The organism is Pseudomonas sp. S34 (assembly GCF_009866745.1).
Taxonomy (GTDB): Bacteria; Pseudomonadota; Gammaproteobacteria; order Pseudomonadales; family Pseudomonadaceae; genus Aquipseudomonas; species Aquipseudomonas jessenii.
The window spans coordinates 451,807-478,795 of record NZ_CP019398.1 but is presented as its reverse complement, the minus strand read 5'-3'; the positions used below and the strand labels follow the sequence as shown (position 1 = coordinate 478,795).

Annotated in this window: 25 protein-coding genes; 24 read left to right on the top strand and 1 reads right to left on the bottom strand. The window is 62.2% G+C overall.

The window, feature by feature from the left end; all coding sequences use genetic code 11:
• Nucleotides 1–151: 151 nt before the first annotated feature.
• From PspS34_RS02105 to trxC, 4 genes are all read left to right on the top strand, one after another.
• Nucleotides 152–1,894 carry a potassium/proton antiporter gene (locus PspS34_RS02105; RefSeq protein WP_154861156.1) on the top strand — a complete coding sequence of 581 codons (1,743 nt, stop codon included), beginning with the start codon at nucleotides 152–154 and terminating at the stop codon, nucleotides 1,892–1,894.
• 34 nt (nucleotides 1,895–1,928) lie between these two features.
• The gene (gene mscK / locus PspS34_RS02100) at nucleotides 1,929–5,297 is read left to right on the top strand and encodes a mechanosensitive channel MscK (protein ID WP_154861157.1); all 3,369 of its coding nucleotides are present in this window, start codon (nucleotides 1,929–1,931) and stop codon (nucleotides 5,295–5,297) included.
• Between the two features lie 48 nt (nucleotides 5,298–5,345).
• Nucleotides 5,346–6,809, top strand: coding sequence for a YdiU family protein (locus tag PspS34_RS02095; RefSeq protein WP_154861158.1), 1,464 nt, complete (start codon nucleotides 5,346–5,348; stop codon nucleotides 6,807–6,809).
• Nucleotides 6,810–6,882: 73 nt separating this feature from the next.
• Nucleotides 6,883–7,317, top strand: coding sequence for a thioredoxin TrxC (gene trxC / locus PspS34_RS02090; protein WP_154861159.1), 435 nt, complete (start codon nucleotides 6,883–6,885; stop codon nucleotides 7,315–7,317).
• A 129-nt stretch (nucleotides 7,318–7,446) separates the two neighbouring features.
• Here trxC and PspS34_RS02085 read toward each other — a convergent pair whose 3' ends face one another.
• Nucleotides 7,447–8,217 carry a ParA family protein gene (locus PspS34_RS02085; protein WP_015093167.1) on the bottom strand — a complete coding sequence of 257 codons (771 nt, stop codon included), beginning with the start codon at nucleotides 8,215–8,217 and terminating at the stop codon, nucleotides 7,447–7,449.
• A gap of 355 nt (nucleotides 8,218–8,572) precedes the next feature.
• Between PspS34_RS02085 and PspS34_RS02080 the strand changes: the two genes are divergently transcribed.
• From PspS34_RS02080 to PspS34_RS01985, 20 genes are all read left to right on the top strand, one after another.
• Complete coding sequence (locus PspS34_RS02080) at nucleotides 8,573–9,298, top strand: beta-ketoacyl synthase chain length factor (RefSeq protein WP_090452742.1); 726 nt, start codon at nucleotides 8,573–8,575, stop codon at nucleotides 9,296–9,298.
• On the top strand, nucleotides 9,274–10,086 hold the full coding sequence (locus tag PspS34_RS02075) for a lysophospholipid acyltransferase family protein (RefSeq protein WP_154861160.1): 813 nt from the start codon (nucleotides 9,274–9,276) through the stop codon (nucleotides 10,084–10,086). Before PspS34_RS02080 ends, PspS34_RS02075 begins: the two co-directional genes overlap by 25 nt.
• Nucleotides 10,064–10,339 carry a phosphopantetheine-binding protein gene (locus tag PspS34_RS02070; RefSeq protein ID WP_090452740.1) on the top strand — a complete coding sequence of 92 codons (276 nt, stop codon included), beginning with the start codon at nucleotides 10,064–10,066 and terminating at the stop codon, nucleotides 10,337–10,339. Before PspS34_RS02075 ends, PspS34_RS02070 begins: the two co-directional genes overlap by 23 nt.
• 9 nt (nucleotides 10,340–10,348) lie before the next feature.
• Nucleotides 10,349–10,603, top strand: a complete 255-nt coding sequence (locus PspS34_RS02065) for an acyl carrier protein (RefSeq protein WP_007992314.1) — start codon at nucleotides 10,349–10,351, stop codon at nucleotides 10,601–10,603.
• Nucleotides 10,600–11,145, top strand: coding sequence for a hypothetical protein (locus tag PspS34_RS02060; RefSeq protein ID WP_090452738.1), 546 nt, complete (start codon nucleotides 10,600–10,602; stop codon nucleotides 11,143–11,145). Before PspS34_RS02065 ends, PspS34_RS02060 begins: the two co-directional genes overlap by 4 nt.
• Nucleotides 11,142–12,821: an acyl-CoA synthetase family protein gene (locus PspS34_RS02055; protein WP_154861161.1), complete on the top strand. Its 1,680-nt coding sequence runs from the start codon at nucleotides 11,142–11,144 to the stop codon at nucleotides 12,819–12,821. The genes PspS34_RS02060 and PspS34_RS02055 overlap by 4 nt, the downstream gene beginning before the upstream one ends.
• A 146-nt stretch (nucleotides 12,822–12,967) precedes the next feature.
• Complete coding sequence (locus PspS34_RS02050; protein ID WP_159389503.1) at nucleotides 12,968–13,702, top strand: glycosyltransferase family 2 protein; 735 nt, start codon at nucleotides 12,968–12,970, stop codon at nucleotides 13,700–13,702.
• A complete protein-coding gene (locus tag PspS34_RS02045; protein WP_154861163.1) occupies nucleotides 13,699–14,640 on the top strand; it encodes a glycosyl transferase in 942 nt (313 codons plus the stop codon). Before PspS34_RS02050 ends, PspS34_RS02045 begins: the two co-directional genes overlap by 4 nt.
• Nucleotides 14,621–16,165: an aromatic amino acid ammonia-lyase gene (locus PspS34_RS02040; RefSeq protein WP_057712318.1), complete on the top strand. Its 1,545-nt coding sequence runs from the start codon at nucleotides 14,621–14,623 to the stop codon at nucleotides 16,163–16,165. The genes PspS34_RS02045 and PspS34_RS02040 overlap by 20 nt, the downstream gene beginning before the upstream one ends.
• The gene (locus tag PspS34_RS02035) at nucleotides 16,158–16,583 is read left to right on the top strand and encodes an acyl-CoA thioesterase (protein ID WP_057712319.1); all 426 of its coding nucleotides are present in this window, start codon (nucleotides 16,158–16,160) and stop codon (nucleotides 16,581–16,583) included. The genes PspS34_RS02040 and PspS34_RS02035 overlap by 8 nt, the downstream gene beginning before the upstream one ends.
• On the top strand, nucleotides 16,580–17,284 hold the full coding sequence (locus tag PspS34_RS02030) for an outer membrane lipoprotein carrier protein LolA (RefSeq protein ID WP_154861164.1): 705 nt from the start codon (nucleotides 16,580–16,582) through the stop codon (nucleotides 17,282–17,284). Before PspS34_RS02035 ends, PspS34_RS02030 begins: the two co-directional genes overlap by 4 nt.
• The gene (locus PspS34_RS02025; protein ID WP_154861165.1) at nucleotides 17,268–19,607 is read left to right on the top strand and encodes an MMPL family transporter; all 2,340 of its coding nucleotides are present in this window, start codon (nucleotides 17,268–17,270) and stop codon (nucleotides 19,605–19,607) included. The genes PspS34_RS02030 and PspS34_RS02025 overlap by 17 nt, the downstream gene beginning before the upstream one ends.
• Nucleotides 19,604–20,764, top strand: a complete 1,161-nt coding sequence (locus PspS34_RS02020) for a sodium:proton antiporter (RefSeq protein ID WP_150811938.1) — start codon at nucleotides 19,604–19,606, stop codon at nucleotides 20,762–20,764. Before PspS34_RS02025 ends, PspS34_RS02020 begins: the two co-directional genes overlap by 4 nt.
• A complete protein-coding gene (locus PspS34_RS02015; RefSeq protein ID WP_154861166.1) occupies nucleotides 20,751–21,998 on the top strand; it encodes an NAD(P)/FAD-dependent oxidoreductase in 1,248 nt (415 codons plus the stop codon). Before PspS34_RS02020 ends, PspS34_RS02015 begins: the two co-directional genes overlap by 14 nt.
• Nucleotides 21,995–22,720: a class I SAM-dependent methyltransferase gene (locus PspS34_RS02010; RefSeq protein WP_154861167.1), complete on the top strand. Its 726-nt coding sequence runs from the start codon at nucleotides 21,995–21,997 to the stop codon at nucleotides 22,718–22,720. The genes PspS34_RS02015 and PspS34_RS02010 overlap by 4 nt, the downstream gene beginning before the upstream one ends.
• Nucleotides 22,720–23,343, top strand: coding sequence for a DUF3261 domain-containing protein (locus PspS34_RS02005; protein ID WP_150811941.1), 624 nt, complete (start codon nucleotides 22,720–22,722; stop codon nucleotides 23,341–23,343). The genes PspS34_RS02010 and PspS34_RS02005 overlap by 1 nt, the downstream gene beginning before the upstream one ends.
• On the top strand, nucleotides 23,340–24,536 hold the full coding sequence (locus PspS34_RS02000; RefSeq protein ID WP_154861168.1) for a beta-ketoacyl-[acyl-carrier-protein] synthase family protein: 1,197 nt from the start codon (nucleotides 23,340–23,342) through the stop codon (nucleotides 24,534–24,536). The genes PspS34_RS02005 and PspS34_RS02000 overlap by 4 nt, the downstream gene beginning before the upstream one ends.
• Entirely contained in the window at nucleotides 24,533–24,991 is a 459-nt protein-coding gene (locus PspS34_RS01995) for a hotdog family protein (RefSeq protein ID WP_154861169.1), read from the top strand. The genes PspS34_RS02000 and PspS34_RS01995 overlap by 4 nt, the downstream gene beginning before the upstream one ends.
• Nucleotides 24,991–25,719, top strand: a complete 729-nt coding sequence (gene fabG / locus PspS34_RS01990) for a 3-oxoacyl-ACP reductase FabG (RefSeq protein WP_154861170.1) — start codon at nucleotides 24,991–24,993, stop codon at nucleotides 25,717–25,719. Before PspS34_RS01995 ends, fabG begins: the two co-directional genes overlap by 1 nt.
• Nucleotides 25,719–26,945 (top strand): beta-ketoacyl-ACP synthase, encoded by a 1,227-nt coding sequence (locus PspS34_RS01985; protein WP_154861171.1) that lies wholly within the window; start codon nucleotides 25,719–25,721, stop codon nucleotides 26,943–26,945. Before fabG ends, PspS34_RS01985 begins: the two co-directional genes overlap by 1 nt.
• Nucleotides 26,946–26,989: the final 44 nt, after the last annotated feature.

Genomic DNA, 26,989 nt, shown 5'->3' with positions numbered 1-26,989 from the left:
CAAGCCCCCTCGCCACAATGATTTCACCCGGCGTGAAGAATCGCCTGCAAAAAGCTTTTTGACAGCATCACATTTCAACAGGTTAGAATCGCTGGCACGCAGACTGCATGGTCAGTTTGCGCCCGCCTTTCAGCTTTCTGGAGTACTGCCTTTGAATGCGACGACCATCAACAGCCTGTTCTTGATCGGCGCGTTGCTGGTAGGTGCGAGCATTCTGGTGAGCTCACTTTCGTCCCGTCTCGGCATCCCGATTCTGGTGATCATCCTGGCCGTCGGTATGGCGGCCGGTGTCGATGGCGCCGGCATTCTTTTTGATAACTACCCCACGGCTTATCTGGTGGGCAACCTCGCGCTGGCGGTGATCCTGCTGGACGGCGGCCTGCGCACCCGGGTGTCGAGTTTCCGCGTGGCGTTATGGCCGGCGCTGTCGCTGGCGACGGTCGGGGTGTTGATTACCACCGGGCTGACCGGCATGGCGGCCGCGTGGCTGTTCGACTTGAACCTGATTCAAGGCCTGCTGATCGGCGCCATCGTCGGTTCTACCGACGCCGCCGCGGTGTTCTCGCTGCTGGGCGGCAAGGGTCTGAACGAACGGGTAACCGCCAGCCTCGAGATCGAATCCGGCAGCAACGACCCGATGGCAGTGTTTCTCACCGTCACCCTGATCGACATGCTCGCCAGCGGCCAGACCGGCCTGCACTGGAGTTTGCTGACCCACCTGATCCGCGAGTTCGGTATCGGTGGCGTCATTGGCCTGGGCGGTGGCTGGCTGATGCTGCAACTGGTCAATCGCATCAACCTGGCCACCGGCCTGTATCCGATCCTGGTGATTGCCGGCGGCCTGGTGGTGTTTGCGCTGACCAACGCCCTGCACGGCAGTGGCTTCCTGGCGGTATACATCTGCGGCCTGGTGATCGGCAACCGTCCGGTGCGCAGCCGCCACGGCATCCTGCACATGCTCGACGGAATGGCCTGGCTGGCGCAGATCGGCATGTTCCTGGTGCTGGGGCTGCTGGTGACGCCCCACGACCTGCTGCCTATCGCCTTGCCGGCACTGGCACTGGCGCTGTGGATGATTCTGTTTGCCCGGCCACTGTCGGTGATAGTTGGCCTGTTGCCGTTCAAGGCATTCCATGGTCGCGAGAAGGCATTCATTTCCTGGGTCGGCTTGCGCGGCGCGGTCCCGATCATTCTTGCGGTGTTCCCGCTGATGGCCGGCCTGCCCAACGCTCAGCTCTACTTCAACCTCGCGTTCTTTATCGTGCTGGTGTCGCTGCTGGTTCAGGGCACGAGCCTGCCGTGGGTCGCCAAGCTGCTGAAGGTGACGGTGCCCCCGGAGCCTGCACCCATCTCCCGCTCCGCCCTGGAAGTGCACGTCACCAGCGAGTGGGAGCTGTTCGTCTATCGCCTGGGCGCGGAAAAATGGTGCATCGGTTCGCCCCTTCGCGAGCTGAATATGCCCGAAGGCACCCGTATCGCCGCCCTGTTTCGTGGCCAGCAATTGCTCCATCCGTCGGGTAGTACGGTGCTGGAAGTCGATGATTTGTTGTGTGTTATCGGCCATGAACACAACCTGCCGGCCCTCGGAAAACTCTTCAGCCAGGCGCCACAACGGGGCCTCGATCTGCGCTTCTTCGGCGACTTCGTACTCGAAGGAGATGCCCAGCTGGCCGCGGTTGCGGCCCTTTATGGCCTGAAGGTCGAAGGCATCGATCCGGACATGTCCCTGGGTCACTTCATTGCCCAGAAGGTTGGCGGTGCGCCGGTGGTGGGTGACCAGGTGGAATGGAACAACACGATCTGGACCGTGGCCGTCATGGACGGGAACAAGATCGGTAAAGTGGGCGTCAGATTCCCCGAAGGAAGTCGCCCGGGTCCCGGACTCTTCCTCTAAACTGCTTCCACTATCACTTGCTTGACCGGTCTTTATGCCTAATCTGCGCTCCATTTTCGCCGTCGCCCTGCTGGGCTTGAGTCTCTCTGTCAGCACCCTTGGTTTATCGCAAGCGGCGCAAGCGGCCGAACCGCCTTCCAGCGAAGCCGTGCAAGCGAGCCTGGACAAGATCGCCGACCGCAAACTGCCGGAAGCCGATCTGAAGGCCCTGCAATCGGTCCTGCAAGGTACGCTGAGCCAGCTCAACAACAAGCGTGACTACGAGCAGAAGCTGGTCGCGCTCAAGCAGCAATTGAGCAATGCGCCCAAACAGACCATCGAGAACCAGCGTGAACTGACCCGCCTCAAGGCCAGTGCCGTGGTGCCGGTGGCGCAGCGTTTCGCCAAGGAACCGATCCAGCAGCTTGAACAATTGCTCACCGAGCGCTCCACCCAGCAAAGCGACCTGCAAAAGGCCCTGGCCGATGCCAACAGCCTGATCATCACCGCCCAGACCCGCCCCGAGCGCGCCCAGGCGGAGATATCCAGCAGCCAGACGCGCATTCAGCAGATCAACACCATCCTCAAGAACGGCAAGGACGCTGGCAAGACCCTGAGCGCCGAGCAGCGCGACCAGCTCAATGCCGAGTTGGCGGCGCTGAACGCCCTGATCCCGCTGCGGCGCCAGGAACTGGCCGGCAATACCCAATTGCAAGACCTCGGCAACAGCCAGCATGACCTGTTGTCGGAGCGATCCGACCGCCTGGATAAGGAAATCCAGGAACTGCAAACCCTGATCAACCAGAAGCGTCTGGCGCTGTCCCAGGAAACGGTCACCCAGCAATCCATCGAAGCGCAGAAGGCCGGCGGCAGCAGCCTTTTGGCCACCGAAAGCGCGGCCAACCTGAAGCTCTCGGACTACCTGCTCAAGAGCACCGACCGCCTCAACGAAGTCACCCAGCAGAACCTGCAGACCAAGCAGCAGCTGGACAGCCTGACCCAGAGCGATGCGGCCCTGGACGAGCAAATCAACGTGCTCAAAGGCAGCCTGCTGCTCTCGAAGATTCTCTACAAACAGAAACAGGCGCTGCCGCGCCTGCGGCTCGACCGCAACCTGGCCGATCAGATCGCCGACATTCGCCTGTATCAGTTCGAAGTCAGCCAGCAACGGGAATTGCTGAGCAATCCGACCACCTACGTCGAAAACCTGCTGTCGACCCAACCCCCCGAGCAAGTCACGGCGCAGCTGCGCAAAAGCCTGATGGAACTGGCCACCACCCGCGCCGACCTGCTGGAGCGACTCAACCGCGAACTGAGCGCGGTGCTCAATGAATCCATCACCCTGCAACTGAACCAGAAGCAATTGCTCAGCACCGCGCAAAGCCTGCGGGCGACCCTCGATGAACAGATGTTCTGGATTCCCAGCAACAAGCCGCTGGACCTGGAGTGGATTCACAGTGTGCCGGATCGCCTCCAGCGGCAAGTCGATACACTGCCGGTACTTTCAAGCCTGAGCGAACTGACCGACGGCCTGACCCAGCGCCCGCTGCTGTTCCTGCCACTGGCCTTGCTGATCGGCGCACTGCTGTGGCGGCGCAAGAGTCTATACGCGCGACTGAACAAGGTTCACCAGGACATCGGTCACTTCAAACGCGACAGCCAGTGGCATACGCCACAGGCAATTCTGATCAACATTCTGCTGGCGATGCCGGTTTCACTGGGCCTCGCATTGTGCGGGCTGGCCCTGCAAATCGACGCCCGTGGGCAGAACGCCAATATGGGCGCGGCGCTACTGCAAATGGCCGGGGCCTGGCTGGTGTTCTACACCGCGTACCGGATCCTCGCGCCGGGTGGCGTGGCAGAACTGCATTTCCGCTGGGAAAAGCCCCAGGTGGAATTCCTGCGCAGATGGATCCGCCGCCTCGGCATCGTGGTCATGGCACTGGTGACCGTAGTCGCCGTTGCCGAACTGCAACCGGCGGCACTGGCCGATGACGTGCTCGGCATGCCGGTGGTGCTGATCTGCTACGCCTTGATGACCTTGCTGCTCAGCCGCCTGCTCATCAGCAGCCCGACCCACGAAAACGCTTCGCTGTTCCGCAAACTGGTGGGGATCCTGTTCACCGCCCTGCCCGTCGCGTTGTTCGTGGCAGTGTGCTTCGGCTACTACTACACCGCGCTGAAGCTCAGCGACCGCTTGATCAACACCCTGTACCTGCTGATGTTCTGGCTGGTGATCGAAGCCACCTTCGTGCGCGGCCTCAGTGTGGCGGCCCGGCGCCTGGCCTACCAGCGCGCCCTGGCCAAGCGGCTGGCCGCCAAAGAGGCCGGCGATGGTGAAGCCGTGATCGAAGAACCGACGATGGACATCGAGAAGGTCAACGAACAGTCCCTGCGCCTGATCCGCCTGGCGCTGCTCGGTGGCTTCATGGCGGCACTGTATTGGGTCTGGGCCGACCTGATCACGGTATTCTCGTATCTGGACAACGTCACCCTCTACGAATACACCAGCGGTACCGGCGCCAACATGAGCATGGTGCCGATCAGCATCGGCGACATGCTCGGCGCACTGATCATCATCGGCATCACCTTCGCCCTGGCGCGCAACCTGCCGGGCTTGCTCGAAGTGTTCGTGCTGTCGAAGCTCAACCTTGCCCAGGGCAGCGCCTACGCGACCACCACGTTGCTTTCCTACGTGATCGCCGGCGTCGGTTTTGTCTCGACGCTATCGACCCTCGGCGTGAGCTGGGACAAGTTGCAATGGCTGGTGGCAGCGTTGTCGGTCGGCCTCGGTTTCGGCATGCAGGAGATCTTCGCCAACTTCATTTCCGGCATCATGATCCTGTTCGAACGTCCGGTGCGGATCGGTGACACCATCACCATCGGCAACCTGTCGGGCACCGTGAGCAAGATCCGCATCCGCGCCACGACCATCACCGACTTCGATCGCAAGGACATCATCGTCCCGAACAAGACGTTCATTACCGGGCAACTGATCAACTGGTCGCTGACCGACACCATCACCCGGGTGACCCTCAAGCTCGGCGTCGACTACGGCTCGGACCTGGACCTGGTGAAAGAGCTGTTGCTCAAGGCCGCACGCGAAAACCCGCGGGTGCTGAAAGACCCGGAGCCCCACGTGTACTTCCTGAATTTCGGCGAAAGCACCCTCGACCACGAGTTGCGCATGCACGTGCGCGACCTCGGCGACCGCAACCCGGTGCTCGACGAGGTCAACCGCTTCATCAACCGCGAGTTCAAGAAGCAGCACATCAACATCTCGTTCCGGCAGATGGAGGTCTACCTCAAGAACCTGCACGGCCAGGAATACAAGATGGTGCCGATCGAGCCGGAAGCGAAAACCATCGTGCCGATCGTCGACGGCAAGTCGTCGCAACAACCGCCGGCCGCCAAACTCGACTAACCGGCCATTCCCCAGCAGAATGCTCGGACATTCTGCTGGAGCCGGCCCTTGAAAGCCCTCGACGAACTCACTTTCGATAATCGCTTCGACCGCCTGGGCGATGCGTTTTCCGCCCATGTGCTGCCCGAGCCCATCGATAATCCACGCCTGGTCGTGGCCAGCCCCGCCGCCATGGCGCTGCTGGACCTCGACCCGGCCGTGGCCGAAACCCCGGAGTTCGCCGAACTGTTCAGCGGCCACAAGCTCTGGGCCGACGCAATCCCAAGGGCGATGGTCTATTCCGGGCATCAGTTCGGTTCCTACAACCCGCAATTGGGCGACGGTCGCGGCCTGTTGCTCGGCGAGGTGTACAACGAGGCCGGCGAACACTGGGACCTGCACCTCAAGGGCGCCGGCCAGACGCCATTTTCACGCATGGGTGATGGCCGGGCGGTACTGCGCTCGTCGATCCGCGAATTCCTCGCCTCCGAAGCTCTGAACGCCCTGAACATCCCGACCACCCGCGCCCTGTGCGTGATCGGCTCCGACACCCCGGTGTGGCGCGAAAAGCAGGAACGCGCAGCCATGGTCCTGCGCCTGGCGCCGAGCCATGTGCGCTTCGGCCACTTCGAATATTTCTACTACACCAAGCGCCCCGAGCAACAGAAAGAGCTGGGTGATCACGTGCTGGCCATGCACTTCCCGCAGTGCCTGGAACAACCGGAGCCGTACATGGCGATGTTCCGCGAAGTGGTGGAGCGCAACGCCGAACTGATCGCCAAATGGCAGGCCTATGGTTTCTGCCACGGGGTGATGAACACCGACAACATGTCGATCCTGGGCATCACCTTCGATTTCGGCCCATTCGCGTTCCTCGATGACTTCGACGCCAACTTCATCTGCAATCACTCAGACGACCAAGGTCGTTACTCCTTCAGCAACCAGGTGCCGATTGGCCAGTGGAACCTCAGCGCCCTGGCCCAGGCCCTGACGCCGTTCATCAGCGTCGAAGCCTTGCGCGAAACCCTCGGGCTGTATCTGCCACTGTTCCAGGCCCATTACCTGGACCTGATGCGCCGCCGCCTCGGCCTGACCACCGCCGAGGATGACGACCAGAAACTGCTGGAGAACCTGCTACAACTGATGCAAAACAGCGGCGTCGACTACAGCCTGTTTTTCCGCCGTTTGGGTGATCAAACGCCGGAACAGGCCATCACCCGCTTGCGTGATGACTTCGTCGACCTCAAGGGCTTTGACGCCTGGGGCGAGCTCTACGTCGCCAGGGTTTCCCGTGAAGGCACGCTTGATCAAGAGCAGCGCCGCCAGCGGATGCACGCGGTCAACCCGCTGTACATCCTGCGCAACTACCTGGCGCAAAAGGCCATCGAGGCAGCGCAGAACGGCGACTACTCGGAAGTCCGTCGACTGCACGCGGTGCTGAGCAATCCGTTCGAGGAACAACCGGGGATGGAAAGCTACGCCGAGCGGCCGCCGGAATGGGGCAAGCATCTGGAGATCAGTTGTTCGTCGTGAGGCACTGCACGATTGAAAATCTGGAGTCATGTCTCCAGATATGGATCATTCGCTTTCGATTGGACGATTTGTCATGACCGACCCACTCCTCATCCCCTGCCCTCATTGCAACGGCCTCAACCGCATCCCGGCCGAGCGCCTCAACGACCATCCGAAATGCGGGCGCTGCAAGGCCGAAGTCCTGTTGAGCAAACCGTTTGAATTGAAGCAAGGCGACTACGCCAGCCAGATCAAGGGCGATCTGCCGCTGCTGGTGGATGTGTGGGCGGACTGGTGCGGGCCGTGCAAGTCGTTCGCACCGGTGTTCGCGCAGGCAGCCGGGCAAACGGCGGGCAAGTGTCGCCTGGCCAAGCTGGACAGCGAGGCGAACCAGCAGTTGTCGGCGCAGTTGGGGATTCGCTCGATTCCGAGCCTGATCCTGTTCAAGAACGGCCGGGAAGTCGCCCGGCAGAGCGGTGCGTTCCCGTTACAGCAACTGATGAGCTGGTTGCGTAGCCAAGGCATCTGAAACAACACGGAACCCTGTGGGAGCGAGCTTGCTCGCGAAGGCGGGCTGACATTCAAAAGAGATGTCGCCTGATACACCGCTTTCGCGAGCAAGCCCGCTCCCACAGGGGTTCTGTGTTATCAACCAGAATCAGGCGTTTTCCAGTAGATTGTGCAGCTCGACAAACTGCTGGGTCAGTTTGTGCCGCGGGTCGAGATGGATCAGCGGCGTATTGGCCTGGTGGGATTCACGCATGCGTACCGAGCTGGCCAGGTACACCGGCAGCACCGGCAGGCCTTCGGCGATCAGCTCATCGAGAATTTGCTGGGGCAGGCTGGCGCGGGCCTGGAACTGGTTGACGACGATGCCTTCGACTTCCAGGCCTTCGTTATGGTCGTCCTTCAACTCTTCGATTTCCGCCATCAGGCCGTACAGTGCCTGGCGTGAAAAACTGTCGCAATCGAAGGGAATCAGCACACGATCGGCGGCAATCAACGCCGAAACCGCATAGAAATTCAGCGCTGGCGGAGTATCGAGGTAAATCCGGTCGTAGTCTTCGCTCAGTTCTTCAAGCAACTTACGCAGCTTGTTGATCTTGTGCTTGGCTTCAAGCTTTGGCTGCAAGTCCGCCAGCTCGGCGGTGGCGGTAATGACATGGAGGTTATCGAACGGGGTTTCGTAGATGTCGACCTGATTCTTTTTGGAGAACGGCCCGGAAGACAGCGTCTGCTTGAAGAAATCGGCGATGCCCATCGGAATATCGCTACCGGTGAGCCCCGTCAGGTACTGAGTGGAGTTGGCCTGGGCATCGAGGTCCACCAACAGGGTGCGAAAACCCTCGCTGGCACTGACTGCCGCCAGATTGCAGGCAATGCTGGATTTGCCAACGCCACCTTTCTGATTGAACACCACGCGCCGCATGTCAAAACCTCCGTGTATCAAAGAATGACCGAGTGTAGTGGTCCACGGTATGGCTACGCTACCTCACCAGTGCAAGGACTACACAGTCAGTTGCCTTCTCTTGCATGAAAAGCCCTGAGCGCCCCGGCGGTTCGACGCCAGAACCGACAGACGGGGTAATAATTCTGTGAATAGTTGCCAATCATTCAATTTTTGCGAACCTGCCGCTTCATCTTCTGAGCAAAATGTAACCAGCATTTGCTACACGTTCCCGGCACCGGGATAATGCGCGCCACTCGGCGCCAAACGCCACGCAGGGTAAATCTCGGCCCTCGGCCACTCCCCCGCGTCAAGTAAGCCCGTGAGGGTGGGATGAATGTCTGTGATCAACTTCAACATCGCCCAATGGCGCGCCTGGGCCCCGGGGCTTGATAGCGTGTCCGATTGGCAGGCCTGGTGCCGACAACCGGTCGTGCTGCCGGACAGCGATGCCGCTCCCGACGTTTCCTTTCTGCCGGCCATGCAGCGTCGACGGCTCAGCCGTCTGGCGCGCATGGCATTCAGTGTCGGCTGGCCTTTGGCCGAAGGTCGGCAGGATCTGCCATTGGTCTTTGTTTCCCGTCACGGCGAAACGCCCCGCACCGTCGATATTCTCAGTGATCTGGCCGCCGACCAGCCGCTGTCGCCGACCCGGTTCAGCTTATCGGTGCATAACGCGATCATTGGCTTGTGGTCGATCATGCGGGGTGAAACCAGCGAAATGACCGCCCTGGCCGCCGCAGGCGATGGCCTGGAACACGGCATGCTTGAAGCTGCCGCGCTGCTGGCTGAAGGCGCTCGCGCGGTACTGCTGGTGGTCACCGAAGAGAAGCCACCCGAGGCTTACTCGACCTGGATCGACGACGTGCCGTTCCCTTATGCCGTCGGCTTGCTGATCACACCCGGTACCGACTGGCAGTTGTCCCTGAACAGCCCCTCGGATGCGTTGTCCAAACCCCGCTGGCCTCACGCGCTGAATCTGCTGTGTGCGCTGCTCGGTCAGCAAACCACCTGCCAACATGCCTGGAAAAATCGTGTATGGACCTGGCAACGCAACCCATGACCGAGAAAAACCGCGACGCCTATTACTGGCGTTTGCTGGCCACCGCCGCGAGCTTCGCCCTGTTCGGGCTGGGCGGGCTGTGCCTGCGCCTGGTGATTTTCCCTGTGCTGAACTGCCTGCCGGGCGACGCCCGGACCCATCGGCTGCGGGCCCGGCAAACGGTCAGCCGCTGTTTCTGGATTTTTGTGCGTTTCATGGCCCGTACCGGGGTACTGACCTATAACATCGAGGGTGCGGAAAAACTCGGTCGCCCCGGGCAAATGATCATTGCCAATCACCCATCGCTGATCGACGTGGTGTTTCTGATCGGCCTGGTGCGTCACGCCAACTGCGTGGTCAAGCAAAGCCTCTGGGAAAACCCTTTCACCCGCGGGCCGCTGCGCTGCACCGAATACATCAGCAACGACGGCAGCATGGACATGCTCGACGCGGCTGCCGACGCGCTGAAAGACGGTCAGACCCTGATCATTTTCCCGGAAGGTACGCGCACTCAGCCCGGCCAGCCGCCGGCCTTTCATCGGGGCGGCGCGGCAATCGCCCTGCGTGGTGCGAAAATCCTCACCCCGGTCATTATCAAGGTCAGCCCGACCACATTGACCAAAGCCGAACCCTGGTATCGCATCCCCAAGCGGCGCGTGCACTTCAGTTTCCGGGTCGGGGCCGATATAGACCCAAAGACCTTCGCCACGCAGGGGCCGGCTCCGCAGGCCTCGCGCAAGCTCAACGATTATTTGCATTCTTACTTCATCAAGGAGCTCGCCGAAGATGAGCGATCTGAACACCCCTAGCCTGGTGCTGGAAATCAAAGAACTGATCATCGACGCCCTGGGCCTCGAAGACATCAGCGCCCAAGACATCGGCAACGAGCAGACGCTGTTCGGCGAAGGCCTGGGCCTGGACTCGGTGGACGCCCTGGAACTGGGCCTGGCCATCCAGAAAAAGTACGGCATCAAAATCGACGCCGATGCCAAGGACACACGCAACCACTTCAGTAACGTGGCGAGCCTTGCGGCGTTCGTCACCGCAAAACAGGCAGCTTGAGACCGGACCATGCAAACTCGTGACGACATTTTCAACACCCTGCGCGATGCCTTGGTCGAGCTTTTCGAACTGGACCCTGAGCGTGTGAGCCTGGAATCCAACCTGTATCAGGACCTGGAAATCGACAGCATCGACGCGGTCGACCTGATCGATCACATCAAACGTCAGACCGGCAAGAAAATCGCCGCCGAAGAATTCAAATCGGTGCGTACCGTCAGTGACGTGGTCGAGGCGGTCTACCGTCTGGTTCAACCCGCCGCATGAATCGACTGATTGGCCTCGGCCTGCTGCTGGCAGGCCTTTTGTATCCCTTTGCGGTGTATTTCGGCATGGAGCATTTCGCCCCGTGGCAGTTCGGGCTGCTGCTGGGCGGGCTGTGGCTGGCCCGGGCGCTGACCGGCAAACGACGGCCCGGCAGCCTGTGGATGGCAACGGTGGCCATTGTGTTCTGCCTGTTGCTGGCACTGTTCGACAGCCCGGCGCTATTGCGTTGGTATCCGGTGTTGATCAGCAGCTTCATGTTGGTGCTGTTCGGATCGAGCCTGACATTCGGCCCACCGATCGTTGAACGCCTGGCCCGGGTACGCGAGCCGCAATTGCCGGCCGAGGGCATTCGCTATACCCGTCAGGTGACCATCGCCTGGAGCGTTTTTTTTCTTTGCAACGGTTTGTGTGCCGCCGCCCTGACCCTCTGGGCGCCGCTGAGCTGGTGGACGTTGTACACCGGCCTGATTTCCTACGGATTGATAGGCCTGATGTTTGCCATTGAATGGCTCATACGAATAAGGGTACGAGGCCACCCATGAATTGGATAAAACTTGAGCACCTGCTGCTCAAGGCTCAGCCGGAGCGCACCGTAACCACTGCTCCGGCACTGGATCACGCCCGACTGTGCGAACAGGCGCTGCGCCTGGCCGCCGGCCTGCAAGCCCGGGGTGTCCGGCAGATGGCCGTGCACCTTGAGGATGCCGCCGACCTGGCGATTGCCCTGTTCGGCGCCTGGCGTGCCGGGGTCAGTGTGCTGCTGCCGTCCGACCTGCAACCGCAGACCCGCCAACGCTGGTCAGGTGATGTTGATCTGTGGCTGAGCGATCAGCCCGACGATGCGCACCTTGGCGACCTCCAACAGTCGCCGCTTAGTGCCGCCGCGCTGGACCTGGATAACTGCCGACTCAGCCTGTGCACATCCGGCTCCAGCGGCGAACCCAAGCGCATCGAAAAAAACCTGCGCCAACTGGCCAATGAAGTCGAAGCCCTGGAACAGCTGTGGGGCGCTGACCTGGGCCCGGCGTGCATCATTGGCAGCGTCGCCACCCAGCACATCTACGGCCTGCTGTTTCGGGTGCTTTGGCCACTGTGCGCCGGGCGCCCGTTCCTGCGTCGGCAGTTGGCCTTTCCGGAAGACCTGCAACGCGCCAGCCGCGAATACCCGGCCTTCACCTGGGTGGCCAGCCCGGCGCTGCTCAAGCGCATGGGCGACAACCTCGACTGGCCGGCCTTGAGCGCCGTACACCGGGTGTTTTCCTCCGGCGGCGCATTGCCGGTCGAGGCCGCACAGAGCCTGCATGAGCGTCTGGGGCAATGGCCAACGGAAATCTTCGGCAGCTCGGAAACCGGCGGCATCGCCTGGCGTCAGGGCGCGGAACTGTGGCGCCCCTTTGCCGATGTCACGCTGACACAAGACAGTGATGGTGCGCTGCTGATCGCTTCGCCCTACTTACCCGTCGGTCAAATCGAACACACGGCCGATTCAGCGCGCATCGCCATCGATGGTCGCTTCGAGTTGCTCGGGCGACTGGACCGGATCGTCAAACTGGAAGAAAAACGCATCTCGCTGCCGATGCTGGAACAGGCGCTGACGGCCCATGAATGGGTCATCGAAGCTCGGCTCGGCGTCGTTCAGGAAAACCGCGCCTCCCTGGGGGCGTTGCTGGTGCTGAGCGAGGCCGGTTTGCATGTGCTGCGCAATCACGGTCGACGCAGCCTCACCGAGCAATTGCGCCAGCACCTGAGCCAACACTGCGAAGCCCTGGCCCTGCCAAGACGCTGGCGCCTGCTGCGACAACTGCCACTGAACGCTCAGGGCAAACTGCCCCAGGCCGACGTCGACGCCCTGCTGTTGGCGCCGCGCCCCAAAGCGCCCGAGGTGCTGGAGCAAGTCGAAAGCAATGGCGAGTGGAGCCTGCAACTGGCCGTGCCACCGGACCTGGCCTATTTCAGCGGTCATTTCCCCAAGGCGCCGGTGTTGCCTGGCGTGGTGCAGGTGGACTGGGCGCTGAGCCTGGGCCAGCAACTGATGAACCTGCCGAAAAAATTCGCCGGCATGGAAGTCTTGAAGTTCCAGCAACTGGTGCGCCCGGGAGACGAAATCCAGCTGCATCTGCGCTACGACCCGGCGCGCGGCAAATTGTATTTCGCCTATCGCAACGAAACCGCCACGTGTTCCAGTGGACGGATCTTGCTGGAGGCAGCGCATGCATAAGTTTGGAGAGTGCTGCGCACTCCTTCGCGAGCAAGCCCGCTCCCACATGGGGTTCGCGGCGTTCACAAATCCAGTGTGGGAGCGGTGGTGCGACGATTCGACTTGCTCGCGAAGCAGACGCCTCGGTCTTTCAGGTGCACACCAACATGCATAGCCCCTGCGCCGTCGTCCCCGTGTACAACCACGAAAGCGCCATCACCACGGTGGTCGATGCCCTGATCGCCAGCAACCTGCCGTGCATTCTGGTGGACGATGCCAGCAGCCCGTCCTGCGCCCGGGTGCTGGATCGCCTGGCCCAGCGTGAAATGGTTTATCTGATCCGCCTGGCCGAAAACCAGGGCAAGGGTGGCGCGGTCATGACCGGTTTGCGCGAAGCTTCGCGCCTGGGTTTCAGCCATGCCTTGCAGGTGGATGCCGATGGCCAGCACGATTTGCAGGACATCAGACGCTTCATCGAACAATCACGCCGCCACCCACAGGCGGTGATTTGCGGTTATCCGCAATATGACGCCAGCGTGCCGAAAGGCCGTTTGTATGCGCGTTACCTGACTCACGTCATGGTCTGGATCAACACCCTGTCATTGCAGATTCGCGACTCCATGTGCGGTTTCCGGGTTTACCCATTGCCGCCGGTCCTGGCGCTGATCGAGTCAGCGAAAATCGGCAAGCGCATGGACTTCGACTCGGACATTCTGGTGCGCCTGGCCTGGCGCAATCAGCCGATGCAATGGCTGCAAACCAAAGTCCATTACCCGCTGGACGGCGTTTCGCATTTTCGGATGTTCCACGACAACGTCCTGATTTCCAGCATGCACACGCGGCTGTTCTTCGGCATGTTGCTGCGCGCGCCAGTGATCCTCTGGCGACGGTGGCGGGCATGAGTTCAGACAAGCAGCATTGGGCCGACCGCGAAGAACGGGGCAGTTTCTGGCTGATGAAGCTCACCGCGTTCGGTGCCAAAGTGCTGGGCCGTCGAGTACTGAGCCCAGTGTTGTACGGCATCGTGTTGTACTTTTTCCTGTTCGGCCGCAGCGCCCGACACAGCGCCTGGCAATACCAGCAACGCCTGGCCGACTGGAGCGGTCGCAGCGAACTGCGCCCGAGCCACTGGCGGGTGTTCGGCCAGTTCATGGCTTTCGCCGATTCCATGCTCGACAAACTCGACGTATGGAACGGCAAGCTGAGCATCGAACAGATCGAAATCATCGACCCGGCGCTGCTGCGCGCCCAGTTGCGCGGCGCCCGCGGGCAAATGCTGGTGGGCGCGCACCTGGGCAATCTGGAAGTCTGCCGTGCACTGGCGGAGCTCGGCGAGAAAGTCACGATGAACGTGCTGGTGCACACCAAGCACGCCGAACAGTTCAACCGTTTGCTGGGCGAAGCCGGGGCGACCAATTTGCGCCTGATCCAGGTCAGCGAACTGGACCCCGGGATCATGCTGCAACTGAGCGAGCGCCTGGAACGCGGCGAGTGGCTGGCGATTGCCGGCGACCGAGTGCCGCTGCATGGCGGGCGCTGCGCGACCGTGGACTTCCTCGGTCATCCGGCCAGGTTCCCCCAGGGCCCGTGGCTGCTGGCCGGCCTGCTGAAATGCCCGGTCAACCTGCTGCTGTGTTTGAAAAAGCCCGACGGCGACTATCGACTGACCATTGAACCCTTCGCTGACGCAATCACCTGGAAGCGCAGCGACCGTGAACAGGTCATTCATCAGTGGGCCTCCCGCTACGCCGAACGCTTGGGTCACTATTGCCTCGAAGCGCCCCAACAATGGTTCAACTTTTACCCTTTCTGGAAGACCGATGACGACGCCAACGCTTGAGCCGGTAACCTTCGGCGAACGCCCTTTGCGCATTGAAGATGTGCTGGCACTGGCCAACCGCAAGGTGCCGACGCAATTGCAAAGCGACCCTGCCTACCGCGAGCGCATCGCCAAGGGCGCGCGTTTTCTGGACTCTCTGCTGGACAAGGAAGGCGTGATCTACGGCGTAACCACCGGCTATGGCGATTCCTGCGTGGTCGCGGTGCCGCTGCATCACGTCGAGGCGCTGCCCCGTCACCTGTACACCTTCCACGGCTGCGGTCTGGGCAAACTGCTCGACGCCCAAGCCACCCGCGCGGTACTGGCGGCGCGCTTGCAGTCGTTGTGCCACGGTGTTTCCGGGGTGCGCGTGGAGCTGCTGGAGCGCCTGCAGGCGTTCCTTGAACACGACATCCTGCCGCTGATTCCGGAGGAAGGTTCGGTGGGCGCCAGTGGTGACCTGACGCCGCTTTCGTACGTTGCCGCCACGCTGTCCGGCGAACGCGAAGTGATGTTCCGCGGCGAGCGCCGGCAGGCTGCCGATGTGCACCGCGAACTCGGCTGGCAGCCACTGGTGTTGCGTCCAAAAGAAGCCCTGGCGCTGATGAATGGCACCGCGGTGATGACCGGTCTGGCCTGCCTGGCGTACGCCCGCGCCGATTACCTGCTGCATCTGGCCACGCGCATCACCGCGCTGAACGTGGTCGCCTTGCAAGGCAACCCGGAGCACTTCGACGAGCGCCTGTTCGCGACCAAGCCACACCCGGGGCAGATGCAGGTCGCCGCGTGGTTGCGCAAAGACCTGGCCATCGACGCGCCGACCGCGCCACTGCATCGCCTGCAAGACCGTTATTCCCTGCGCTGCGCGCCCCATGTGCTGGGCGTACTGGCCGACAGCCTGAACTGGCTGCGTTCGTTCATCGAGATCGAGCTCAACAGCGCCAACGACAACCCGATCATCGACGCCGAGGCCGAGCGCGTGCTGCACGGTGGGCACTTCTACGGCGGGCACATCGCGTTCGCCATGGACAGCCTGAAAAACCTCGTGGCCAACGTCGCCGACCTGCTGGATCGGCAACTCGCGCTGCTGGTGGACGAGCGCTACAACCATGGCTTGCCGAGCAACCTGTCGGGCGCCACGGCCGACCGCGCCATGCTCAACCACGGCTTCAAGGCGGTGCAAATCGGCACCAGCGCCTGGACCGCCGAAGCGCTGAAGAACACCATGCCGGCCAGCGTCTTCTCGCGCTCCACCGAATGCCACAACCAGGACAAAGTGAGCATGGGCACCATCGCCGCCCGGGATGCGATCCGCGTACTGGAACTCACCGAACAAGTGGCGGCCGCTACGCTGCTGGCGGCCAATCAGGGCGTCTGGCTGCGCGGCCAGGCCGAAGATGCACGCCCCCTGCCACCCGCGTTGGCCGCCATGCATGAAGCCTTGGCCAAGGACTTCCCACCGGTCATTGAAGACCGCGCACTGGAAGGCGAATTGCGCCTGTGCCTGCAACGCATCGCCGAACAACACTGGAGGCTGCATGCGTAGCAAGGGATTTCTCTACACCGACACGGAAATCGTCGTACCGTTCTTTGACGTCGACAGCATGCACGTTGTCTGGCACGGCCATTACGTCAAATACCTGGAAGTCGCCCGCTGTGCGCTGCTGGACAAGATCGGCCACAACTACACGGCGATGAACGAATCCGGCTATGCGTGGCCGGTGATCGACCTGCAATTGCGCTACGTGCGCGGCGCGGTGTTCGGTCAGAAGCTCAACGTGCGCGCCAACCTGGTGGAGTGGGAGAACCGCTTGAAGATCAACTACCTGATCAGCGACCTGCAAACCGGTGAGCGTCTGACCCGGGCCATGTCGGTGCAGGTCGCCGTCGACATTGCCAGCCGCGAGATGCAACTGGCCTCGCCGAAGGTCTTTACCGATGCTGTCGAGAAGGCCCTGCCATGATGTTCTGCCATCCCCGTTCCCCTGTAGGAGCGAGCCTGCTCGCGATGGTCGTTAACGATAACGCCGGGTATCTGACACCCCGTGGCGCTCTCAGGTTTTTCGCGAGCAAGCTCGCTCCTACAGTGGTCTGCGTGTTACTGGGTATTCCTGGGCTGGCCAGCGCCTTCGATCTGCAACAGCTCAGCGATCAACTGGCCAGACCCGAGGTGATCCACGGCAATTTCATCCAGGAAAAACACCTGCGCGCCCTGCCCCAGCCGCTGACCAGCAAGGGCACGTTCGTGCTGGCAAAAAACCACGGACTGTTATGGCTGTTGAAAACGCCCTTGCAACAGGACTACCGCATCACCGCCAAAGGCATTGCCCGACGTGACGGCAGTGTTTGGCAAATGCTGCCGGGCAAAAGCGCCGGTGCCGAGCAGAACCGTTTGTTCCTCGCCGTGCTGCAAGGCGATAGCAGTGGCCTGCAACGGGATTTCGAGCTGTCCCTGAGCGGCGACGCGCAGAACTGGAAGCTCACGCTGCTGCCACGCTCGATGCTGCTCAAGCAAGTGTTCAACCGGATCAACATTACCGGCGCAGAACTGGTACACAGCATCGAACTGCTCGAGACCCAGGGCGACAGCACGTTGTTGCGCATGCAGGACAGCACCAGCACCCAACCGTTGAGCGACGCGGAGCAGCATGACTTTGCCGAGTGAACGGTGGTTGCCACGGCTGTTTCTGATCCTGCTGCTGGCAGTACTGGCGCTCGCCGGTTGGCAATGGCGTGACGGCGCGCCGCTGTCGGCCAACCTGATGGATCTGGTGCCCGGCACAGCGCCCGATGCTCTGGAACTGCGCGCCGAACAACGCATGCAAGAACCGCTGAACCGCGAAATGCTGGTGCTGGTCGGCCACAGCGATCGCCAGCAGGCCGTCGCCATGGCGCAGACACTCGGCGAGCAATGGCAGGCCAGCGGCGTGTTCGAAAAGGTCCAGTGGACCCTGCAAGCCGACTTGCCGGCGCTGCGCACGCAGTTGCTGCAAGGTCGCCTGGCGATGCTCCAGGCGGCGGACCGACAACTTCTGATCGAGCACCCCGACACTTTTATCCAGCAGCGGGTGCAGGCGTTGTTCGACCCGTTCAACGGTTACAGCCTGGTACCGAGCCAGGACGACTGGCTGGGCCTGACCGGGCGCATCCAGAACAGCCAGCCGCAACGTGGTTCGGTGCAACTGGACATCGGCAGCGGCGCCCTGGTCGCCGATGCCGATGGCAAGAGCTGGGTGCTGCTGCGCGCGCGCACCACCGGCAACGCCTTCGACATGAACCTGCCGCTGCAAGTGGCCGACCTGCTCAAGCACAGCCGCGAAGAAGCCGCCCGGCACGACGTGCAACTGCTCGCCGCCAGCGGCCTGTTGTACGCAGCCAGCGGGCAGCAGCAGGCCGCCCGGGAAATGACCTGGGTCGGCGGCGGTGCCACCGTGGGGATTTTATTGCTGCTGCTGTTGGCCTTCCGGCGCTGGCGCGTTTTGCTGGCCTTCGTGCCGGTGCTGGTGGGCATGCTCTTCGGTGCGGTGGCCTGCGTGGCGTTGTTCGGCCATATGCACGTGATGACCCTGGTGCTGGGTTCGAGCCTGATTGGTGTCGCGGTCGACTACCCCCTGCATTACCTGTCCAAGAGCTGGAGCCTCAAACCCTGGCGCAGCTGGCCAGCCCTGCGCTTGACCCTGCCGGGCTTGACCCTGAGCCTGATCACCAGCGGCATCGGTTACCTGGCCCTGGCCTGGACCCCCTTCCCGGCGCTGACCCAGATTGCCGCGTTCTCTGCCGCAGGGTTGCTCGGCGCCTATTTGTCCGCCGTGTGCCTGCTGCCGGCATTGCTCAAGGGCGTAGACCTGCGCCCGGCGCACTGGCCATTGCGCGTTTGCGAGTTTTTGCTGGGGTGTCGTGAAGCGCTGCTCAAACAGCTGAAAACGCCAGTCTTGCTGGCGCTGCTGGTCGCCTTTTGCGTGGGCGGCCTGTTGCAGCTGAGCAGCAAAAACGACATCCGCCAGTGGATCAGCGCACCGCAACAATTGACCGACGAAGCCCAGGCCATTGCCCGAATCACCGGCTATCAACCCACCAGCCAGTTCTTCCTGATACGCGCCGCCAATCAGCAGCAACTGCTCGAACGCCAGACCGCTCTGAGAGAACGACTGGATCAATTGACAGGCCTGGAAAAGCTCCAGGGTTATCTGTCGCTCAATCAACTGGTCAGCCCGCCGAACGAACAGCAACAGGTACGCGCAGCGTTGAGCAAACTGTCTTCGTTCTGGCAACCCTTGCTCGAAATCGGCGTACCGGTCGAGGCGCTGCAAGCCGAGCTGACGAAGCTTCAGGCATTGCCGACCGTGGACATCGAAGCAGCGCTCAGCGGCCCGTTGGCAGAACCCTACCGGGCCCTGTGGCTGGGGCCGACCGAAGACGGCGTGGCGGCAATGGTCAGCCTGCAAGGCATCAACAACACGGCCCTGCTGCGGCTCCAGGGCGAGGATTTACCCGGCGTGACACTGGTGGATCGACTGGGTGAATTGAACAACGTCTTCGCGGCCACCCAAATCAGTGCCGCGGAACTGAAACTCGCCTCCTGCGTGTTGATCGTGCTGGTGCTGATCCTGCCATTCGGCCTCGGCGGCGCGTTGCGCATCGTGTCCCTGCCCCTGCTGGCGGCGTTGTGCAGCCTGGCCAGCCTCGGCTGGCTGGGGCAGCCGCTGACCCTGTTCAGCCTGTTCGGCCTGCTGCTGGTGACGGCGATCAGCGTCGATTACGCGATCCTGATGCGCGAACAGGTCGGCGGCGCAGCCGTGAGCCTGCTGGGCACCCTGCTGGCGGCATTGACCACCTGGCTGTCGTTCGGCCTGCTGGCGGTATCGAGCACCCCGGCGGTGAGCAACTTCGGACTGTCGGTGAGCCTGGGCCTGATCTTCAGCTTCCTGCTCGCACCGTGGGCCGGTCGCCAGGTGCATGAGCCCACGGCCGTGGAGCGGGCAACATGATGGTCGTTCTGTTCTGGGCGATGGCACTGGTGTTGTTCGCCTTGGCGACCCGTGTCGGCCGGCATTTCGGCCTGATTCCCATAGTCAGCCAGTTGTTGCTGGCGACCCTCGGCTTGCCGCTGTTGATGTATTTCTGGATCGAGCCCCAATGGCAATTGAGCGGTGCGCAGCTGGTGTCGCCGGGCTGGCTGAAGAACCTCTACAGCCTTAGCTTTGCCCTGTTGCTGGGCTACATCCTCAGCGATGTGATCGACCTGCAACTGGATCGCCAAAGCCTGAAAATCGCCCTGCCCAGCTTTAGCATTCCGTTCGCCTGCGGCCTGGCCACGGCCGTCTGGTTGTTGCCGCCGCAACCGTGGATCAGTTCGCTGGCCGTCGGCCTGTTGTTCGCCATCACCGCGATTCCGGTGTTGTACCTGTATCTGCGGCACATCGATTACCCGCCCGCCGCCACCCGGCGACTGGTGCAAACCGCGATCCTCATCGACCTCGCCTGCTGGACCCTGTTCGGTATCGCCCAGGGCAGCCTGCACCTGAGCAGCCTGTTGCTGCCCCTGGCCGGCGCGTGCCTCCCGGTGCTGCTGCGGCTGCTGGGCCTGCGCCAGACGTGGCTTTACAGCCTGAGCTTTTTCGCCCTGCTGGTCGTCGCCGAACACTTCAAGCTCAATGCGCTGATTTTCGGCATCGGCTATGTGTTGATCATGGCCGCGCTGAAAGCCCCACTGGTCCTGCCGTTGCCGGCCATCTGGATGAGCCGCTTGCAGACGTACATCGCCATCCCGCTGATCCTCACGTTCGGCATCGTGCAGATCAACGTGCACAGCGCGATGGACAGCCTCGGCTGGATGCAACTGGTCGCCCTGCTGCTGTTGCCGATGCTGAGCAAACTGCTGGGCAACTGGCTCGGCCTCGGCTGGGCCGGGGCCTCGTTCCAGGGTGCCAGCCGCTGGCGGGAAAGTGTGCTGCTGAACATCCGTGGCTTGAGCGAGATCGTTTTTCTCAACCTGCTGCTGCAACAGCAACTCATCAGCCCGCCGCTGTACTTTGCCCTGATGCTGATGGGCCTGATCGCTACACTGCTGCCAGCCCTGACCGGCATGCATCGTATCCCCCTGAAAGCCGCTGTCCCCGCAAGGAGCCCCCATGCCAACCGTTGAGATGGAATGCCGCCAGGTCGTGATCATCGGCGCCGGACCTTCCGGCGCCATCGCCGCCGCGTTGCTCAAGCGCAAGGGACACGATGTGCTGGTGATCGAGCGGCAGCATTTTCCACGGTTTTCCATCGGTGAAAGCCTGTTGGCCCATTGCCTGGATTTCGTCGAAGAAGCGGGCATGCTCGACGCCGTCAACGCCGCCGGCTTCCAGCTGAAAACCGGTGCCGCGTTTGCCTGGGGCGAGCGCTACAGCGCCTTCGATTTCGGCGAAACGTTCAGCCACGGCAAATCGACGACGTTTCAGGTCCAGCGCGCCGATTTCGATAAGTTGCTGGCCGATCAGGCCGCGCTGCAAGGCGTGGAGATCCGCTATGGCGAAACCATCGTCAGTGTCGACATTGCCCCGGGAAAACCGCAGCTCGGCGTGCGCCGCGAAGACGGTAGCGAGTACCGCGTGGAGGCAGATTTCCTGCTCGATGCCAGTGGATACGGCCGCGTGCTGCCGCGCTTGCTCGACCTCGAGGCGCCGTCGAACTTCCCGGTGCGTCAGGCCGTGTTCACTCACGTCGAAGACCGTATCGACCTCCCGGCCTTCGACCGCGGCAAGATCCTGGTGACCACTCATCCGACCCAGCGCGACGTGTGGTTCTGGACCATCCCGTTCAGCAACGGGCGCTGTTCGGTCGGCGTGGTCGCCGCAGAGGAGCGTTTCGCCGGCCGCAGCGACAATCTGGACGAGTGCCTGCGCGGCTTTATCGCCGAGACGCCAAGCCTGGCCCGCGTGTTGCAAAATGCGCAGTGGGACACCGAGGCGCGAACCATCGGCGGTTACTCGGCCAACGTCAAAACCCTGCACGGCCCGGGCTTCGCGCTGCTGGGCAATGCCGCGGAATTCCTCGACCCGGTGTTTTCCTCCGGCGTGACCATCGCCATGCGTTCGGCGAGCATGGCCGCTGGGGTATTGCACCGTCAGCTGCAAGGCGAGGCCGTCGACTGGCAAACCGAGTTCGCCGAACCGCTCAAGCGCGGCGTCGACACGTTCCGCTGCTATGTCGAAGGCTGGTACGCGGGGACATTCCAGGACGTGATTTTCCATGAGAGCAGCTCACCGGAAATCCGCGGGATGATCAGCTCCATTCTTGCCGGATATGCCTGGGACCGACGCAATCCGTTCGTCAGCGAAGCCAGGCGCCGGTTGAAGGCGATTTCGGAGTTCTGTGCAAGGGATGCGTCATGAACTACTTGAGCGACAACTACGTCGAAGAAACCCGTTTCGGTTTGTGGTTCCTGCGCAGCCAGATCTGGCAACACTATGTGCTGCGGTTGGCGATCAACGACTTGCACAACCTGTTCAGCGAAGCGCTGCCTGTCAACCCGGTGCTGCTGGATGCCGGTTGCGGCCAGGGCAAGTCATTCCCGCTGCTGCGCCAGGCCTTTGCGCCCGGTCGTCTGATTGGCGTCGATGCTGATCCACAAAGCCTGATCCAGAGCCGCGAAGAAGCGGCCCGCCAGGGCATGGAAGTGGAGTTGATCGGCGGCGACTGCGCCAGCCTGAACCTGCCGGACGCCAGTATCGACCTGCTGTTCTGTCACCAGACCTTCCATCACCTGGTGGAGCAGGAACAGGCACTGGCCGAGTTCTACCGCGTACTCAAACCCGGCGGTTATCTGCTGTTCGCCGAATCCACCGAGGCTTACATTGATACCTGGGTGATCCGCTGGTTGTTTCGCCACCCCATGCACGTGCAGAAAAGCGCTGCGCAGTACCTGCAAATGATTCGCCGGCAAGGTTTCGAATTTACCGCGCAAAACGTGTCTTATCCGTATCTGTGGTGGAGTCGCGCCAAGGATTTCGGCCTGCTCGAATACTTGGGTGTGTGCAAGCCAAAACCTTTTGGCCAACGGGAAGAAACCCTGGTCAATGTGGTGGCGCGCAAACCTTTTGAAGGAACTGTGTGATGTTCATTGCCAACCGCTCGAAGCACAAAACCTGTGGGAGCGGGCTTGCTCGCGAAAGCGGTGGGTCAGCCGACATCAGTGTTGAAAGTACTGCCGTCTTCGCGAGCAAGTCGAATCGTCGCACCGCCGCTCCCACATGGATCGCAGGCATCTTACTGCTCACTGCAGCCCTGCTGTTGAGCGCCTGCGCCGGCCGCGCGCCGCTGCCCGAGCACAATCCGGATCTGCCGTTGCCGCTGCAACTGCACATCCAGCTCTTGCAGCCCGACGACCGCCAGGACTGGGTGCTGGTGATCCAGCGTGAAGAGACGGGTATTCGCTGGTCGATGATGGACCTGTTGGGCATTCCCCAGGCCCGCCAGAAATTGATCGATAAAACCTGGGAGTCCGATGGTTTCCTGCCGCCCAATCCGCAAGCCCGGGAACTGTTCGCGGCGCTGCTGTTTGCGCTGACGCCGCAAGAGGAACTGGCGGCCAACTATCCCGGCGCCTGGCAGTACGGCAGACAACGGTCCCTGCCCGAACGCTGGGACATTCGCTACGCACAACCGCAGAATTTTGAATTGAAGCTACCGCATGGTCCGAGCTATCAAGTCACGCCCCTGAGCGGTGAAACGCCATGACGGCTTACCTCAATGCCCTCGGACTGGTCTGCGCACTGGGCCGCGACAAACAGGAAGTCGCCCGCAACCTGTTTGCCGGCGACTGCGGCGGCATACGCGAACAAACCGGGTGGGTGCCGCAACGCACACTGCCGGTCGGTGCGGTCCTGGGCAAACTGGCAAGCATTCCGGCCGACATGACGCGCCATCACAGTCGCAACAATCAGTTGTTGCTGGAGGCCACGCTGCAAATCCGCGCGGACATCGACAGCGCGATCCAGACCTACGGCCGCGACCGCATCGGTGTCGTGCTGGGCACCAGCACCTCGGGCATCGACGAGGCCAGCCAGGGCCTGGCGCATTACCTGCGTGAAAAGCAGTTCCCTGCCGAGTACGACTATCAGCAACAGGAACTCGGGGCGCCGGCGAACTTCCTCGCCGAGTGGCTGCAATTGAGCGGGCCGACCTATGTCATTTCCACCGCCTGCACCTCCAGCGCCCGGGCCTTGATGAGCGCCCAGCGCCTGTTGGACCTGGGCATGTGCGACGCGGTGCTGTGTGGCGGTGTCGACACCTTGTGCAAGCTGACACTCAACGGTTTCTCGGCGCTCGAAGCGGTCTCGGAACAACGCTGCAATCCGTTTTCGGTGAACCGCAATGGCATCAACATTGGCGAAGCGGCGGTGCTGTTCCTGATGACCAGACGTGCAGCCGACAGCCAGGCGATTGCCTTGCTCGGCAGCGGCGCCAGTTCCGATGCGCATCACATCTCCGCCCCAGAGCCGACTGGTCGTGGCGCCCTGCAAGCGATGCGCAAAGCCCTGGGCCGCGCCAACCTGCAACCGGAACAGATCGCTTATCTGAACCTGCACGGCACCGCCACCCAGCACAACGACGCCATGGAAAGCCAGGCCGTGGCGACCCTGTTCCCGGCTGGCGTACCCTGTTCATCGAGCAAACCCATGACCGGTCACACCCTCGGTGCCGCCGGGGCGCTGGAAGCGGCGTTCTGCTGGTTGAGCCTGAGCCCGGACAATCACGAGCATGCCCTGCCGCCTCTCGTCTGGGACGGACAGCCCGATCCCGAATTGCCGCCGCTGCAATGGGTGACCCCGGCCACTCGCCTGACGTCCATTGCACCCCGCTATCTGATGAGCAACTCCTTTGCCTTCGGTGGCAACAACGTCAGCCTGATTATCGGAGACGCCCCATGATTGACTGGCCGATCGCCGAACTGCTACCCCACGCGGGTGACATGATTCTTATCGATCAGATCCTGGCGTTCGATGAAGAGCAGATTCACACGCGCCTGACCGTCAAACCCGATGGCCAGTTCAATCTCCCCGACGGCAGCCTGCCGGCCTGGGTCGGCATCGAACTGATGGCCCAGAGCGTGGCCGCCTTCGCCGGTTGCCATGCGCGCCAGCGCGGTGATGAGGTGGAATTGGGCTTCCTGCTCGGCAGCCGAAAATTCGAATGCAACGTCGAAAGTTTTCCGGCCGGCACCGAGTTGACCATCCACGGCATTCGCTCCCTGGAAGACGATAACGGCATGGGCGTGTTCGAATGCCACATCAACGCCCCCGGCATTCACGTTACCGCCCGTCTGAATGTGTTCCGCCCACCCCAGGCCGCTCAATATCTCCATGAACCCGAAGGAGTCCAGTGATGACTGAATCCGTACTGGTCACCGGTTCCAGCCGTGGTATCGGCCGCGCCATCGCCTTGCGCCTGGCCCGGGCCGGGCACGACATCGTGTTGCATTGCCGCAGCGGCCTGGCCGACGCCGAAGCCGTCAAGGCCGAAGTCGAGGCCTTGGGCCGTCGTGCGCGCATCCTGCAGTTCGACGTGGCCGACCGCGCCCGCTGCAAGGAAATTCTCGAAGCCGACGTGGAAACCCATGGCGCCTATTACGGTGTGGTACTCAATGCCGGCCTGACCCGCGACGGTGCCTTTCCCGCCCTTAGCGAGGAGGATTGGGATGTGGTGATGCGCACCAACCTCGACGGTTTCTACAACGTGCTGCACCCGGTGATGATGCCGATGATTCGTCGTCGCACCGCCGGGCGGATTGTCTGCATCACCTCGGTGTCGGGTTTGATCGGCAACCGTGGCCAGGTCAACTACAGCGCCTCCAAGGCCGGCTTGATCGGCGCGGCCAAGGCATTGGCGATCGAGCTGGGCAAGCGCAAAATCACCGTTAACTGTGTCGCACCCGGCCTGATCGACACAGCCATGCTCGACGAGAATGTGCCGGTGGAAGAACTGATGAAAATGATCCCCGCACAACGCATGGGCACCCCTGAAGAGGTGGCCGGCGCGGTGAATTTCCTGATGTCGGCGGAAGCCTCGTACATCACCCGGCAGGTTCTGGCCGTCAACGGAGGCCTGTGCTGATGAAGCGCGTCGTCGTCACCGGCATGGCCGGCATCACCTCACTGGGCAGCGACTGGGACACCATCGCCGGCAACTTCGCGGCCAACCGCAGCGGCATCCGCCGGATGGACGAGTGGGATCGTTTTACCGAGCTCAACACGCGTCTGGCTGGCCCCATCGATGACTTCAAGGTGCCGAGCCACTGGACCCGCAAGCAACTGCGCAGCATGGGCCGGGTCTCGCGGCTTGCCGTGGGTGCGGCGGAGATGGCGCTGGCCGACGCCGGCCTGCTGGGCGACGAATCGATCAAGGACGGGCGCATGGGCGTCGCCTGTGGCTCCTCCACCGGCAGCACCGACGAGATCAAGGCGTTCGGCAACATGCTGCTCAACTCAGTGGCCGAAGGCCTGAACGCCAACTCCTACGTGCGGATGATGCCGCACACCACCGCGGCCAACATCAGCATCTTCTTCGGCCTCACCGGTCGCCTGATTCCCACCTCCAGCGCCTGCACCAGCGGCAGCCAGGGCATCGGCTATGCCTACGAGGCGATCAAGTTCGGGCGCCTGCCGCTGATGCTCGCCGGCGGCGCCGAAGAACTGTGCCCGACCGAAGCCATGGTCTTCGACGCGCTCTACGCCACCAGCCTGAAGAACGACACCCCGCAACGCAGCCCGCGCCCCTACGACACTGCACGCGACGGCCTGGTGATCGGCGAAGGCGGCGGCATGCTGGTGCTCGAAGAACTGGAACACGCCCTGGCCCGTGGCGCTCGCATCCATGCCGAGATCGTCGGTTTCGGCAGCAACGCCGACGGCCAGCACACCACCCGTCCAGAACAAATCACCATGCGCCGGGCCATGGAATTGGCCCTGGAGGACGCCGGGCTGGAACCTTCGGACATCGGCTACGTCAACGGCCACGGCACCGCCACCGAACAGGGCGACATCGCCGAAACCCTGGCCACCAGCAGCCTGTTCGGCGAACACATGCCGATCAGCTCGCAGAAAAGCTTCCTCGGCCACACCCTCGGCGCCTGCGGTGCGCTGGAATCGTGGTTCAGCATCGAAATGATGAACCGCGACCTATACGCCCACACCTTCAACCTCGACGAAGTCGACCCGCACTGCGGCAAGCTCGATTACCTGCGCGGCGAGTTTCGGCAGATGAGCAACCAGTACGTGATGAACAACAATTTTGCGTTTGGCGGGGTGAATACGTCGCTGATCTTCAAGCGCTGGCCGTAACCTGAAATATTTCCCTTGTAGGAGCGAGCCTGCTCGCGAAAAAC

Bases quoted from the DNA above. Each gene is read 5' to 3' on its own strand.
- mscK (WP_154861157.1), top strand. From the start codon at position 1,929: ATGCCTAATCTGCGCTCCATTTTCGCCGTCGCCCTGCTGGGCTTGAGT.
- trxC (WP_154861159.1), top strand. From the start codon at position 6,883: ATGACCGACCCACTCCTCATCCCCTGCCCTCATTGCAACGGCCTCAAC.
- PspS34_RS02085 (WP_015093167.1), bottom strand. From the start codon at position 8,217: ATGCGGCGCGTGGTGTTCAATCAGAAAGGTGGCGTTGGCAAATCCAGC.
- PspS34_RS02080 (WP_090452742.1), top strand. From the start codon at position 8,573: ATGTCTGTGATCAACTTCAACATCGCCCAATGGCGCGCCTGGGCCCCG.
- PspS34_RS02075 (WP_154861160.1), top strand. From the start codon at position 9,274: ATGGACCTGGCAACGCAACCCATGACCGAGAAAAACCGCGACGCCTAT.
- PspS34_RS02070 (WP_090452740.1), top strand. From the start codon at position 10,064: ATGAGCGATCTGAACACCCCTAGCCTGGTGCTGGAAATCAAAGAACTG.
- PspS34_RS02065 (WP_007992314.1), top strand. From the start codon at position 10,349: ATGCAAACTCGTGACGACATTTTCAACACCCTGCGCGATGCCTTGGTC.
- PspS34_RS02060 (WP_090452738.1), top strand. From the start codon at position 10,600: ATGAATCGACTGATTGGCCTCGGCCTGCTGCTGGCAGGCCTTTTGTAT.
- PspS34_RS02055 (WP_154861161.1), top strand. From the start codon at position 11,142: ATGAATTGGATAAAACTTGAGCACCTGCTGCTCAAGGCTCAGCCGGAG.
- PspS34_RS02050 (WP_159389503.1), top strand. From the start codon at position 12,968: ATGCATAGCCCCTGCGCCGTCGTCCCCGTGTACAACCACGAAAGCGCC.
- PspS34_RS02045 (WP_154861163.1), top strand. From the start codon at position 13,699: ATGAGTTCAGACAAGCAGCATTGGGCCGACCGCGAAGAACGGGGCAGT.
- PspS34_RS02040 (WP_057712318.1), top strand. From the start codon at position 14,621: ATGACGACGCCAACGCTTGAGCCGGTAACCTTCGGCGAACGCCCTTTG.
- PspS34_RS02035 (WP_057712319.1), top strand. From the start codon at position 16,158: ATGCGTAGCAAGGGATTTCTCTACACCGACACGGAAATCGTCGTACCG.
- PspS34_RS02030 (WP_154861164.1), top strand. From the start codon at position 16,580: ATGATGTTCTGCCATCCCCGTTCCCCTGTAGGAGCGAGCCTGCTCGCG.
- PspS34_RS02025 (WP_154861165.1), top strand. From the start codon at position 17,268: ATGACTTTGCCGAGTGAACGGTGGTTGCCACGGCTGTTTCTGATCCTG.
- PspS34_RS02020 (WP_150811938.1), top strand. From the start codon at position 19,604: ATGATGGTCGTTCTGTTCTGGGCGATGGCACTGGTGTTGTTCGCCTTG.
- PspS34_RS02015 (WP_154861166.1), top strand. From the start codon at position 20,751: ATGCCAACCGTTGAGATGGAATGCCGCCAGGTCGTGATCATCGGCGCC.
- PspS34_RS02010 (WP_154861167.1), top strand. From the start codon at position 21,995: ATGAACTACTTGAGCGACAACTACGTCGAAGAAACCCGTTTCGGTTTG.
- PspS34_RS02005 (WP_150811941.1), top strand. From the start codon at position 22,720: ATGTTCATTGCCAACCGCTCGAAGCACAAAACCTGTGGGAGCGGGCTT.
- PspS34_RS02000 (WP_154861168.1), top strand. From the start codon at position 23,340: ATGACGGCTTACCTCAATGCCCTCGGACTGGTCTGCGCACTGGGCCGC.
- PspS34_RS01995 (WP_154861169.1), top strand. From the start codon at position 24,533: ATGATTGACTGGCCGATCGCCGAACTGCTACCCCACGCGGGTGACATG.
- fabG (WP_154861170.1), top strand. From the start codon at position 24,991: ATGACTGAATCCGTACTGGTCACCGGTTCCAGCCGTGGTATCGGCCGC.
- PspS34_RS01985 (WP_154861171.1), top strand. From the start codon at position 25,719: ATGAAGCGCGTCGTCGTCACCGGCATGGCCGGCATCACCTCACTGGGC.